This window comes from Mycolicibacterium rutilum (genome assembly GCF_900108565.1).
Classification (GTDB): domain Bacteria; phylum Actinomycetota; class Actinomycetes; order Mycobacteriales; family Mycobacteriaceae; genus Mycobacterium; species Mycobacterium rutilum.
On record NZ_LT629971.1, the window covers coordinates 4,062,432 to 4,074,224 of the forward strand.

At 68.6% G+C, this 11,793-nt stretch carries 16 protein-coding genes; 11 read left to right on the top strand and 5 right to left on the bottom strand.

Annotated elements, in window-relative coordinates; translation table 11 throughout:
* Positions 1 to 7 precede the first annotated feature (7 nt).
* Positions 8 to 1,267, bottom strand: a complete 1,260-nt coding sequence (locus tag BLW81_RS19725; RefSeq protein ID WP_083408629.1) for a competence/damage-inducible protein A — start codon at positions 1,265 to 1,267, stop codon at positions 8 to 10.
* Between the two features lie 57 nt (positions 1,268 to 1,324).
* Here BLW81_RS19725 and BLW81_RS19730 point away from each other — a divergent pair, with 57 nt between their 5' ends.
* Complete coding sequence (locus BLW81_RS19730; protein WP_083408630.1) at positions 1,325 to 1,711, top strand: PaaI family thioesterase; 387 nt, start codon at positions 1,325 to 1,327, stop codon at positions 1,709 to 1,711.
* Between the two features lie 86 nt (positions 1,712 to 1,797).
* Here BLW81_RS19730 and BLW81_RS19735 read toward each other — a convergent pair whose 3' ends face one another.
* A complete protein-coding gene (locus tag BLW81_RS19735; protein WP_083408631.1) occupies positions 1,798 to 2,532 on the bottom strand; it encodes a glucose 1-dehydrogenase in 735 nt (244 codons plus the stop codon).
* A 77-nt stretch (positions 2,533 to 2,609) separates the two neighbouring features.
* On the opposite strand from BLW81_RS19735, the gene BLW81_RS19740 reads away from it, so the two are divergent.
* The 5 genes from BLW81_RS19740 (at position 2,610) to BLW81_RS19760 (ending at position 6,471) form a co-directional block, all read left to right on the top strand.
* Entirely contained in the window at positions 2,610 to 3,689 is a 1,080-nt protein-coding gene (locus BLW81_RS19740; protein WP_083408632.1) for an NAD(P)H-dependent amine dehydrogenase family protein, read from the top strand.
* A gap of 8 nt (positions 3,690 to 3,697) precedes the next feature.
* Positions 3,698 to 4,456 (top strand): HAD family hydrolase, encoded by a 759-nt coding sequence (locus BLW81_RS19745; RefSeq protein WP_083408633.1) that lies wholly within the window; start codon positions 3,698 to 3,700, stop codon positions 4,454 to 4,456.
* 77 nt (positions 4,457 to 4,533) lie between these two features.
* Entirely contained in the window at positions 4,534 to 4,887 is a 354-nt protein-coding gene (locus tag BLW81_RS19750) for a VOC family protein (protein ID WP_083408634.1), read from the top strand.
* A gap of 42 nt (positions 4,888 to 4,929) precedes the next feature.
* Positions 4,930 to 6,063, top strand: coding sequence for a nitronate monooxygenase (locus BLW81_RS19755; protein WP_083408635.1), 1,134 nt, complete (start codon positions 4,930 to 4,932; stop codon positions 6,061 to 6,063).
* Positions 6,064 to 6,135: 72 nt separating this feature from the next.
* On the top strand, positions 6,136 to 6,471 hold the full coding sequence (locus BLW81_RS19760; protein ID WP_083408636.1) for a DUF6766 family protein: 336 nt from the start codon (positions 6,136 to 6,138) through the stop codon (positions 6,469 to 6,471).
* On the opposite strand, the gene BLW81_RS19765 is transcribed toward BLW81_RS19760, so the two are convergent.
* Positions 6,468 to 7,016 carry a TetR/AcrR family transcriptional regulator gene (locus BLW81_RS19765; RefSeq protein WP_083408637.1) on the bottom strand — a complete coding sequence of 183 codons (549 nt, stop codon included), beginning with the start codon at positions 7,014 to 7,016 and terminating at the stop codon, positions 6,468 to 6,470. The two genes, BLW81_RS19760 and BLW81_RS19765, sit on opposite strands and share 4 nt — an antisense overlap.
* Positions 7,017 to 7,170: 154 nt before the next feature.
* On the opposite strand from BLW81_RS19765, the gene BLW81_RS19770 reads away from it, so the two are divergent.
* Positions 7,171 to 7,536: a hypothetical protein gene (locus BLW81_RS19770; protein ID WP_235632045.1), complete on the top strand. Its 366-nt coding sequence runs from the start codon at positions 7,171 to 7,173 to the stop codon at positions 7,534 to 7,536.
* A gap of 48 nt (positions 7,537 to 7,584) precedes the next feature.
* Here the strand turns inward: BLW81_RS19770 and BLW81_RS19775 are convergent, their stop codons facing one another.
* Positions 7,585 to 8,214: a hypothetical protein gene (locus tag BLW81_RS19775; RefSeq protein ID WP_235632046.1), complete on the bottom strand. Its 630-nt coding sequence runs from the start codon at positions 8,212 to 8,214 to the stop codon at positions 7,585 to 7,587.
* Between the two features lie 254 nt (positions 8,215 to 8,468).
* On the opposite strand from BLW81_RS19775, the gene BLW81_RS19780 reads away from it, so the two are divergent.
* Entirely contained in the window at positions 8,469 to 9,713 is a 1,245-nt protein-coding gene (locus tag BLW81_RS19780) for a cytochrome P450 (RefSeq protein ID WP_083408638.1), read from the top strand.
* Here BLW81_RS19780 and BLW81_RS19785 read toward each other — a convergent pair.
* A complete protein-coding gene (locus tag BLW81_RS19785) occupies positions 9,707 to 9,997 on the bottom strand; it encodes a hypothetical protein (RefSeq protein ID WP_083408639.1) in 291 nt (96 codons plus the stop codon). The two genes, BLW81_RS19780 and BLW81_RS19785, sit on opposite strands and share 7 nt — an antisense overlap.
* Before the next feature lie 111 nt (positions 9,998 to 10,108).
* On the opposite strand from BLW81_RS19785, the gene BLW81_RS19790 reads away from it, so the two are divergent.
* From BLW81_RS19790 to BLW81_RS19800, 3 genes are all read left to right on the top strand, one after another.
* Positions 10,109 to 10,891: a helix-turn-helix domain-containing protein gene (locus tag BLW81_RS19790; protein ID WP_268875569.1), complete on the top strand. Its 783-nt coding sequence runs from the start codon at positions 10,109 to 10,111 to the stop codon at positions 10,889 to 10,891.
* A 79-nt stretch (positions 10,892 to 10,970) separates the two neighbouring features.
* Positions 10,971 to 11,390, top strand: a complete 420-nt coding sequence (locus BLW81_RS19795; protein ID WP_083408640.1) for a lipoprotein LpqH — start codon at positions 10,971 to 10,973, stop codon at positions 11,388 to 11,390.
* Positions 11,387 to 11,764, top strand: coding sequence for a nuclear transport factor 2 family protein (locus BLW81_RS19800; protein WP_083408641.1), 378 nt, complete (start codon positions 11,387 to 11,389; stop codon positions 11,762 to 11,764). Before BLW81_RS19795 ends, BLW81_RS19800 begins: the two co-directional genes overlap by 4 nt.
* Positions 11,765 to 11,793 lie beyond the last annotated feature (29 nt).

Consider the following 11,793-nt stretch of genomic DNA (forward strand, 5'->3'; position numbering starts at 1 on the left):
CCGGCGGTCAGGTCAGCACGCGGCGGAGCAGATGCATCGCGACGGTCGTCGACCGCTCGCGGATGTCGGAGCGTCCGCCGGGGAGCCGCATCGTCCGGGTGACCGAGGTGCCGTCAGCGAGTTTGACGGTGAAACACACTGTGCCGACCGGTTTTTCGTCGGTGCCGCCGCCGGGTCCGGCGATGCCGGTGATCGCGACCGCGGTGTCGGCGCCGAACTTGGCCAGCGCACCGTCGGCCATGGCCTCGGCGACGGGCTCGGACACCGCGCCGTGGGTGTCGATCAGCGCGGGGTCGACGCCGACCACCTCGGCTTTGGCCTGGTTCGCGTAGGCGACCGCACCGCCGACGACGTAGGCCGAGGAACCGGGCAGATCGGTCAACCGGGCGGCGAGCAGGCCGCCGGTGCACGATTCGGCCGTCGCGATGCGCCGACCGGCGAGCAGGCGCGCGATCTGATCGTCGATGCGTGAGCCGTCCTCGGAGAACAGCGCCTCCCCGTGGTGCTCGCGCAGCAGCGCGACCAGGCCGATGTAGCTGTCGGCGGCATCGGGTTCGAAGCGGGTGACGATCTCGAGCTCGCCGCGCCGCAGGCAGGTGGTGATCTCGAGGCGGTCGAAGCCGGCGACGGTGCGTTCGGCTTCGCGCAGCGTGTCGGCCAGGCCGGACTCGGGCAGCCCGAACATGCGCAGCATCTCCTGGCGGTAGGTGGTGCGCCCGGCGATCGCCTCCTGCACGGCCGGGGTCTGCAGCGCGCGCGGCCACATCGGCTGCAACTCGCGGGGCGGCCCGGGCAGCACAACGACCGTCGGCGTGCCGGGCACCACCACGCCCGGTGCGGTGCCGACGGGGTCGAGGATGTGCGCGCCGTCGGGCACCAGCGCCTGCTTGCGGTTGGAGGCGCGGATGGCGTCGGGGTCGACGTTGGGGAACCGCGCCATCAGCCGGGTGACGATGTCGCCGATCGTGGCCTCGAGTTCCTTGTCCAGCACCAGTTCTCGGCCGGCGAAGCGGGCGACCGTCTCGACGGTCATGTCGTCGGCGGTCGGCCCGAGGCCGCCGCTGGTGACGATCAGGTCCACGCCTTCTGCGGCGAGGAACCGAAGTTGCGCCTCGATGTCGCCGGGGCGGTCACCGCAGATGGTGATGTGCGCCAGTTCGACGCCGAGTTCGAGGAGACGGTCGGCGACCCAGGGTCCGTTGAGGTCCTGCACCCGGCCGGTGAGAACCTCGGTGCCGGTGACGACGATGCCCGCGCGTGCGCTCACAGCACCCGAGACTACGGGTCCGCGGGGCGCGGCAGCCCACCGGTAATGTCGTTACCCATGACGGCGCCCAAGTCGCTTCGCGAGTTGTTCGACCAACTGGGTTTGGCGGAGGTGCCGTCCGACGAGGGAACCGTGACGATGGAGATGCCGGTCGATGAGCGGACCACCAACACCGCGGGCGGCCTGCAGGGCGGGTTGATCGCGACGATGGCCGACGTCACCGCCGGTCAGCTCGCCGCGCGGGTCACCCCGCTCGGGCACGGCATCGCGACCACCGACCTGTTCATCCGGTATCTGCGGCCGATCAAGGTCGGCCCGGCTCGTGCCGTCGCACGCATCCTGCGCACCGGCAAGCGGTCGGTCGTCGTGCAGGTCGACATCTACCGCGGCAACGACGACGAGGTCGGCGCGACCGCGACGGTGAACTTCGCCGCGGTGGACTGACTCCCCTGGCTTCGCCGAGTGTGGGCTTACGTCACGCTTCGGGCGCGAGTGGTGTGCGGGTAACCCACGTTCGCGCGGAGGGGCGGCTACTTGTGCGGGACGTCGTTGGTGAGGCCGCCGTCCATCACGTACTCGGCGCCGGTCGAATAGCGCGACTCGTCGCTGGCGAGGAAGACGATGAACGTCGCGACCTCCTCGGGCTGGCCCGGCCGGCCCAGCGGAATGCGCAGCATGTTGTCCGGGAAATGCTTGGTCATCGGGGTGCGGATGAAACCCGGATGCACCGAGTTGACCCGGATGTTGTGCGGACCCAGTTCCAGCGCCGCCGATTTGGTCAGCCCGCGCACCGCCCATTTGGACGCCACGTAGGGGTGCACCATCACCGCGCCGCGCAGGCCCTCGATCGAGGAGATGTTGATGATCGATCCGCCGCCTGCGGCTTTCATCGCCTCCACCGAATGCTGCATGCCCAGGAAGGTGCCGGTGAGGTTGACGTCGATGACCTTCTGCCACTTCGCCATGTCGAACTGGCCGATCAGACCCAGCGCCACCGCGCCCGCGTTGTTGACCAGGACGTTGAGCTTGCCGAAGTCGTTGACGGCGGTGGCGACGGCGGCCTCCCACTGGTCGGCCTGGGTGACGTCGAGGTGGACGTAGCGGGCGGCCTCGCCGAGTTCGTCGGCCAGCGCCTTGCCCTCGTCGTCGAGGATGTCACCGATCACGACCTTGGCGCCCTCGGCGACCAGAGCCCGTGCGTCGGCGGCGCCCATTCCGCGCGCGCCGCCACTGATGAGTGCCACTTTGTCGTCCACACGTCCCATGGGGCGTCAGGCTACCGCAACCCGTTTCGAACTAGAACCTGTTCCAATTTGGCGGGCCGCCACGCATACTGCTGGCCATGGCTATTCGTGTGGCGCTCATCGGAACGGGGAACTGCGGCAGCCTCGCGCTCAAGCAACTCATCGAGGACGCCCGCTTCGACCTGACCGGCGTGTGGGTGTCGACGCCGGCGAAGGTGGGCAAGGACGCCGGCGACCTGGCCGGTCTCGACGTCACGACGGGGATCGCCGCCGTCGACGACCTCGACGCGATCATCGACGCCCGACCGGACTGCGTCGTGTACTGCGCGATGGGCGACACCCGCCTGCCCGACGCGATGGCCGACGTGCGCAAGCTCCTGGCCGCGGGCATCGACGTCGTCGGCTCGGGTCTGGGCGTGCTGCAGTACCCATGGCAGGTCATCCCCGACAAGTACATCCAGCGCATCGAAGACGCTGCGCGGGAAGGCAATTCGACGGTCTTCATGACCGGGGTCGATCCGGGCTTCGCGACGGACCTGCTGCCGTTCGCGCTCGCCGGAACCTGCCAGCGCATCGAGCAGATCCGCACGATGGAGATCGCCGACTACGCCACCTACGACGGGGCCACCGTGATGTTCGACGTCATGGGGTTCGGCAACGAGATCGGCGACCTGCCGATGCTGTACCAGCCAGGCGTGCTGAGCATCGCGTGGGGCACCGCGATCCGCCAGCTGGCGGCCGGCCTCGGAATCGAGGTCGACGAGATCCGCGACGCGGTCGAACAAGAGCCCGCGCCCGAGGATTTCGACGTCGCGGTCGGCACGATCAAGAAGGGCACGGTCGCGGCGGTGCGGTTCCAGATCGAGGGCATCGTCGACGGCAGGCCCGCGATCGTCGTCGAGCACGTCACCCGCCTGCGCCCGGACCTGCGGCCCGACTGGGCCCAACCTGCCCAGCCCGGCGGCTCGTACCGCGTCGAGATCACCGGCGAACCGTCCTACACGTTGGACATCTGCCCGACCAGCCGCAACGGTGACCACAACTACGCGGCGATCCTGGCCGCGGCCGGCCGCATCGTCAACGCGATCCCCGACGTCGTCGGCGCGGCGCCGGGGATCCGCACCACCCTGGACATGCCGCTGGTGACCGGCAAGGGCGTGTACTCACCTCTAAGCTGAGGTGCGACATGAACGCGCCCCCGGACCCGATCGCCGAGATCGCCGCGAGCCCGGAGGGGCCGCAGATCGGCGCGTTCTTCGACCTCGACGGCACCCTCGTCGACGGGTTCACCGCCACCGCGCACGCGGCCGATCGCATCCGCCGCCGCCAGGCGCGCATCGGCGAAGTGCTCGGCGTCATGGAAGCCTCGCTGCGATATCGGTTGGGCCGCATGCAATTTGAGCGGCTGCTCACCCGAGCGGCCGGGTACCTGCGCGGAGAGTCGCTGGCCGAACTCGACGAACTCGGCGACCGGCTCTTCACCGAGCGGGTGGCGGCGCGGGTGTTTCCCGTCATGCACGAGATCGTGCAGGCCCATCAGCGGCGCGGACACACCGTGGTGCTCAGCAGTTCGGCGCTGACCATCCACGCCGAGCCCGTCGCGCGGTTCACCGGGATCGACCACGTGCTGTGCAACCACTTCGAACTCGACGACGCCGGACGGCTCACCGGCCAGATCGCCAAGCCGGTCATCTGGGGGCGCAACAAGTCCACCGCTGTCCAGGGCTTCTGCGAAGTCAATGACATTGCGCTGCAACGCAGTTACTTCTATGCCGACGGCGACGAGGACACCGCGCTGATGGTGCTGGTCGGTAACCCCCGGCCGGTCAATCCGCGGCCCCGACTGGCCGCGATGGCGGCCGAAGAAGGGTGGCCGGTGCTGCGCGTCGAGGGGTCCGGGAACCGCAAACGGGTGTCGCTGCGCCGGTTCATCGGATACGACTGAGCGCGCCGAGCTTACGGTTTCTGACGAATTTCGCCCGAATCGCGTCATAAAGCGAAGTCTCGGCGAAAGATCCGAGCGTGGCCGGATTCAATGACGTCGCCGCGGTCGTCGCGACCCGGGACTACGCGGCCGCGCGTTCCTGGTACAGCAGCATCTTCGGCCGCGAACCCGACCTCGAACCGGTCGACGGGGTCGCCGAGTGGCAGATCGCCGCCACCGCCTGGCTGCAGCTCATCGTCGATCCGCACCGCGCCGGCCGGACGGCGGTCCGCATCGGTGTCGACGACCTCGATGCGCAGATCGCCGCCCTGGCCGCCCTCGGCATCGGAGCCGGAGAGGTCGTCGTGATCGCCGACCTGGTCAAGGTCGTCGACGTGGCGGATCCGGACAATAACGAGGTGTCCTTCGTCCAGGAGCTCGGTACGTACTAAACTAGAACACGTTCCAATTTGAGCGCCCATCAAGGAGCAGGCATGCGCACCCCGATCTGTGACGACCTCGGCATCGAGTACCCGATCTTCGCGTTCACCCACTGCCGCGACGTCGTCGTCGCCGTGAGCAAGGCCGGCGGTTTCGGCGTGCTCGGTGCCGTCGGCTATACGCCCGAGCAGCTCGAGATCGAGCTCAAGTGGATCGACGAGAACATCGGCGACCACCCGTACGGCGTCGACATCGTCATCCCGAACAAGTACGAGGGCATGGACGCAGCGGACCTGTCGCCCGAGGTGCTCAAGAAGACGCTCAACGACCTGGTGCCCCAGGAGCACATCGACTTCGCCAAGAAGGTGCTCGCCGACCACGGTGTGCCGGTCGAGCACAGCGACGACGACGCCCTGCAACTGCTCGGCTGGACCGAGGCCACCGCCACCCCGCAGGTGGAAGTCGCGCTGCAGCACCCGAAGTGCACGTTGATCGCCAACGCGCTGGGCACTCCGCCCGCCGACATGATCGAGCACATCCACGCCGAGGGCCGCAAGGTCGCCGCGCTGTGCGGATCGCCGTCGCAGGCGCGCAAGCACGCCGACGCCGGCGTCGACATCATCATCGCCCAGGGCGGCGAGGCGGGCGGACACTGCGGCGAGATCGGCTCGATCGTGCTGTGGCCGCAGGTCGTCAAGGAGGTCGCACCGGTGCCCGTGCTGGCGGCCGGCGGCATCGGCAGCGGCGAGCAGATCGCGGCGGCGCTCGCGCTGGGCGCGCAGGGCGCGTGGACCGGTTCGCAGTGGGTGATGGTCGAGGAGTCCGAGAACACCCCGGTGCAGCACGCCGCCTACGTCAAGGCCAGCAGCCGCGACACCGTGCGCAGCCGCTCGTTCACCGGCAAGCCCGCGCGGATGCTGCGCAACGACTGGACCGAGGCGTGGGAGGACCCGAACAACCCCAAGCCGCTCGGAATGCCGCTGCAGTACATGGTTTCGGGCATGGCCGTGGCCGCGACGCACAAGTACCCCAACGAGTCTGTCGACGTCGCGTTCAACCCGATCGGTCAGGTCGTCGGGCAGTTCACCAAGGTGGAGAAGACCGCCACCGTCATCGAGCGCTGGGTCCAGGAGTACCTGGAGGCCACCGGACGCCTCGACGCGATCAACGAGGCGGCCAGCGTCTGAATCACGGCGCTGAGGCGCCGAAAAGAGTGACGCGCACCGCGTCAACGCCGTGCGGCGGGGTACCCGCTGATCATGACGCACATAAGACGGTGGGGCGCCGTATACATACTGCTCCTGCTGTTCGTCGGCTCGTGGCTCGGCCAGTTCTTCACCCAACTGGCCGAGTTCACCAGCACCCAACAGCAACACGGCCAACCCTTCGTATGGGGTGAGTATCTGCACGAGTTCTTTGCCAGCACCTTCGAGAACTGGCAGAGCGAGTGGTTGCAGCTGATCTTCCAGGCGATCCTGCTGCTGGGGGCCAAGCACTGGCTGTTCAAGGTCGACGCCGAGGACCTCGAGCGCATCGAGGCCAAGATCGACGACATCAAAGACCGGTTGGGGCTGCCGACTCCCCCGCCGGACTAGTCCAGGAGGCGTTGCGTCGCGTTCTCCAACACCTGTCGCCTGCTGCGGCCGCGGTGCCCGGCCGCGATGAAGTGGTGGCCGATCGCCAGCGAGAACGCCAGCATGGCGCGGGCCTCGACCTCGTCGGCGTCGTCGACGTACGTGCCGATCAACCCGCGCAGGTAGTCCATCCTCCGGTTGTCCACCCGCCGGAGTCGGCTCGCGACACCGGAATCGCGCCGGGCCCAGTCGCGCACCGCGAGGTCGATCGGCAGTAGCCGCTTCGAGAAGGTCAGTGCGCCGGCCTTGCGCACCTTGGCTTTCGCGTCACCGCCCTCGGACTCCACCCGCTCGAGGACGTCGTCGGTGCAGCGCTGTTCCCATTCCTGCAGCAGCGCGTCGAGAAAGGCCTGGCGGTTCGCGAAATGCCAATAGAAACCGCCGCGGGTGACGCCGAGCGACTTCGCGAGCAGGTCCACCCGCACCGCGTCGGGCCCACCGGCTGCGAGTGCCGCCAACCCGGCGTCGATCCATTCGCTGCGCGGTGTGCGGGTCTGGGCGACCATTGTTCTCCTCTACTGCCTTGACGCTGTGCGGTTTTCAAGCATACAGTTGTGTATGTTTGGACGAACACAAATCGGCGCTCGGCAAGTCCCTCCGAACGACGGACTGCTGGCGCTCAGCACGCTGGGGCGCGTCGACTATGCCGACGCATTCGAAGTGGACATCGCGGAGGCACACGACCGCAGCCCCGAGCAGTGGATGCGGGCGATGCTCGACGGCGCGCCGCTCAGTACCCGGCTGCGCCTGGTGGCGGCGTGGTCGACGATCGGGCTCAAGCTGCGGGTGCCGGGAGCGGACCACTCGATACTCGGATGGGACATCCGGGTCAGCGACGACGATCTCGTGCTGCTCGGCGCGGACTCGCGCATCGGGATGCCCGGCGAGTTGCTGTTGCGTCGCCGCGACGGCGGACTGCTGTTCGCGACGCTGGTGCGCCAGGACAACGCAGTCGTCCGCCGGCTGTGGGCGACGATCGAAGCGTCCCACGTGACGACAGTGCGCGCGCTGCTCGACCGTCTGTGATTTGGGTGTCGTCAGTGGCGGTCAGCGCCACCAACTACACCGAAACCGCTACGGGGCGGCGGGCGGTGCGGGAATCGGCGCGGGCGCCGGCGGCGGAAGCCACGGCAGCGCGGGGGCCGGCGGGGGCGGCGGTGGTGCGGCCGCCGGATCGACCGGGGCGATCGGCACGTTAGGGCCGGGCGCCTGGTCGGGATACGGCGTGTTCATCCCCCGCTGCGCCAGGCCCATGATCAGCGCTTCCTTACCGCTGATCTCCTGGTTCTGCACGGCGTGCCACAGGTCCTTGAGATAACTGACGTTCGGGTTCTCGAGCGGCTTGACCGTGGGATCGAGCGTCGTCCCCGGCGGCAGGGCGTCGGGGCTGGCCAGATGGGACACGCCTTCGGGCGGCGTGGGCAGCGGGGCGTCGGCCGGCGCCGGTGCGGGCGCACCCGGCAGCGGGGCGGCCGCCGGCGCGGCGGGAACCGGCGCGGGAGCGGGCGCAGCGGGCGGCGCCGGACGCAGGAAGGCCAGCGGATCGGGTGCGGGCGCCGGAGCGGCGGCCGCCACGATCGGCGCCGGCGGCGGAGGCGGTGCGGGGACCGGGACGACGGGGTCGGCCAGCGCCGACGGCATGCCGGCCATCAGTGCCGCGGCCATTCCCGCGCCCACCACCGACAGCTTCCTGGCGTCGATCACGATCCTCAACGCTGACCCCTCTCTGACGAGCGTCCACCCGGCATCGCCGATGTGGCGTTACTGATGTCTCGAACAGTCTCGCAAAATTGTTACACCAGTGCTCGGTGTGACGAAGCGGTCAATATGAAACGGGTGGTCGAACACGTTCCACTTCCCATTTGCGGCGAGTTTCCCGAACCCGCCGCACCCCGCCCCAACTGTGGTGTAGCAATGCGGAGAGGGCACTAGACCACGTCATCAAAAGGGGTGCATCGATGCCGACTCCCAATCTGCCGCCCGGGTTCGACTTCACCGATCCCGACATCTACGCCGAACGGCTCCCGGTCGAGGAACTCGCCGAGATGCGCCGGGTCGCGCCGATCTGGTGGAACGAGCAGCCCAAGGGCGTCGGCGGGTTCGACGACGGCGGCTTCTGGGTGGTCACCCGGCACAAGGACGTCAAGGAGGTGTCGCGGCGCAGCGACGTGTTCTCCAGCCTGAAGAAGACCGCGCTGCCCCGCTACAAGGACGGCACCGTCGGCGAGCAGGTCGAGCGGGGCAAGTTCGTCCTGCTCAACCAGGACGCGCCGCACCACACCCACTTGCGCAAGATCATCTCCCGCGCGTTCACCCCGCGCGCGGTCGAACTGCTGCGCGACGAGTTGAACCAACGCGCGCAGGAGATCGCCAAGACCGCTGCCGCGGAGGGATCCGGCGACTTCGTCGAGCAGGTGTCCGCGGAGCTGCCGCTGCAGGCGATCGCGGGGCTGATGGGCGTGCCGCAGGAAGACCGGATGAAGTTGTTCCACTGGTCGAATCAGATGGTCGGCGACATGGACCCCGAGTTCGCGGGCAACGACGCGATCGCCGCCTCAGTCGAGTTGATCATGTACGGCATGAAGCTCGCCGCCGAGCGCGCGGAGAAGCCGGGCGAGGATCTGGTGACCAAACTGGTGCAGGCCGACGTGGAGGGGCACAAGCTCTCCGACGACGAGTTCGGGTTCTTCGTCATCCTGCTCGCGGTCGCCGGCAACGAGACGACCCGCAACTCGATCACCCAGGGGATGATGGCGTTCGCCGACTACCCCGACCAGTGGGAGCTGTTCAAAAAGGAGCGGCCGGTGACCGCCGCCGACGAAATCGTCCGCTGGGCAACGCCGGTCACGTCGTTCCAGCGCACCGCGCTCGAAGACACCGAACTGTCCGGGGTGAAGATCAAAGAAGGCGAGCGGGTGGTGATGTTCTACCGCTCGGCCAACTTCGACGAGGACGTGTTCGAAGATCCCTACACGTTCAACATCCTGCGCGACCCCAACCCGCACGTCGGGTTCGGCGGCACCGGCGCCCACTACTGCATCGGGGCGAATCTGGCCCGGATGACCATCGACCTGATGTTCAACGCGATCGCCGATCACATGCCCGATCTGCGGCCGCTGGCTGCGCCGGAGCGGTTGCGTTCGGGTTGGCTCAACGGCATCAAGCACTGGCAGGTCGATTACGTCGGCGCCACCCGTCAGTAATTGATGATCGACCGCCAATAGTCCTCGGGGATCTCGCCGTTGGCGCGCAACACGATCGCCAGTCCGGTCGCCATCGCGATCCCGAGCAGCCCGAGCCACAGCCCGAACAGGCCGATGATTGCCCACAGCGCGGCGGTGACCGTCGGCCACGGCGACAGCACCGCCAGCACCGGCGCGAAAAAGAACCCGGCGCCGATGTACCAGGCGGACCCGGCGCGGTCGGAGATCAGCACGAATCGCAACCAGCGCGGAATCGGCGTGTCCGCAGGAAGAACCGTTTTCATCGTTCCCCACTTCCCTCGGTGGACACCCCCACACTCCCCCGTCCCAGGTAGGCAGAGCAATTACCTGCGAGGTAGTGGCCCGGCGCCCATCGGTGCGCGAGACTGGTCGCCGTGACGGCCACCGCGGACCTGCCGCAGCCCCCGGCCTTCGGCACGCTGATGAAGCAATGGCGCCAGCGGCGTCGCCTGAGCCAACTGGACCTGGCGGTCGAGGCCGAGGTGTCGGCCCGGCACCTGAGCTTCATCGAGACCGGTCGCGCCTCCCCGAGCCGGGCGATGGTGTTGCGGCTCGCCGGCGTGCTCGACGTGCCTGCGCGCGAACAGAACCGGTGGCTGCTGGCCGCCGGGCTCGCGCCCGAATACACCGAGCGCTCGCTCGACGATCCGGACATGGCCGCGATCGCCGACGGTGTCGAGCGGGTTCTCCACGCCTACAACCCGTTTCCCTGCGTGGTGGTCGACCGGCAGTGGCGCATCGTGCGCGCCAACGACGGTGCCGGCCTGCTGATGGACGGTGTCGCCGCCGAGCTGCTGGCCGCGCCGAACGCGCTGCGGATCGCGCTGCACCCGCAGGGTCTGGCGCCGCGGATCCGCAACCTCGGCCAGTGGCGCCACCATCTCGTCGAGCGGCTCCGGCGTGAGGTGAGCGTCAGCGGATCGGCCGAACTGTCCGCGCTGCTGACCGAAATCGATTCGTATCCCGGCCAATCCGACGAGAAGCACGACCTCGGCGGCGTCGCGGTGCCGCTCGAGCTCTACACCCGTGACGGTCGCCTGCTGAGGTTCCTGTCGATGGTGACCACCTTCGGCACCGCGCGCGACCTCACCGCCGCCGAACTGTCGATCGAGGCGTTCCTGCCCGCCGACGAGGCGACCGCGGACGCGTTGCGCTGACACCCCGCGCGGTGTTGTCTGGCGGCAGTCCGGCTGAAGCGGCTGTGCGCGGTACATCACCGCAATAGAGTTTGACGACATGAACACTCGACTCGTTGCGGCGGCCACCGTCCTGCTCGCCGCCGGCGCCGCGGGGTGCTCGGCGCCGCCCGCGGCACTCGGCGGCACCACCGCGAAGGTGACGATCAACGGCAAGAGCACCGGTGACCCGCATCCGGTGCGGTGCTCACAGAGCGGCTGGCTGTGGACGATCGAGACGCCCGATCAGGGCAAGGGGTTCAGCGCCGACCTCGACACCGGCGACGCCGTGACGGTCCGGGCGGTCACCTTCTCGGACTTCGCCGGATTCACCGGCAACTTCTGGCGCGACAACATCGGCGAGGCCGAGGTCACCGGCAACGGTGGCAAGTTCACGATCACCGGATCCGCCGACGGCTCGTTCGCCGACAACCCGAGCAACGCGGTCACCGCCACCTTCCGGATCGAAGCCAACTGTTGACGGCGCAGGCGTTCCGCCGGGCCGTCGAGGCCAGTGACCTCGACGCCGCGATGGCGCAGTTCAGCGACGACGTCGTGTTCCGCAGCCCGGTGGTGTTCACCCCGTATCAGGGCCGCGAGGCACTGCGCACCATCCTCGCGGCGGTGATGGAGGTCTTCGAGGACTTCCGGTACGTGCGCGAGATCGGTGCGCCCGAGTCGCGCGACCATGCCCTGATGTTCGAGGCCCGCGTCGGCGACAAGCAACTCGAGGGCTGCGACTTCATCCGGGTCGACGACGACGGTGCGATCAGCGAGCTGACCGTGATGGTGCGACCGCTGCAGGCGACGCTGGCGCTGGCCGAGGCGATGAAGGCCAGGCTGACCGCGGGCTAGAACTTCCCACAGCCACTGGTAAGACCACT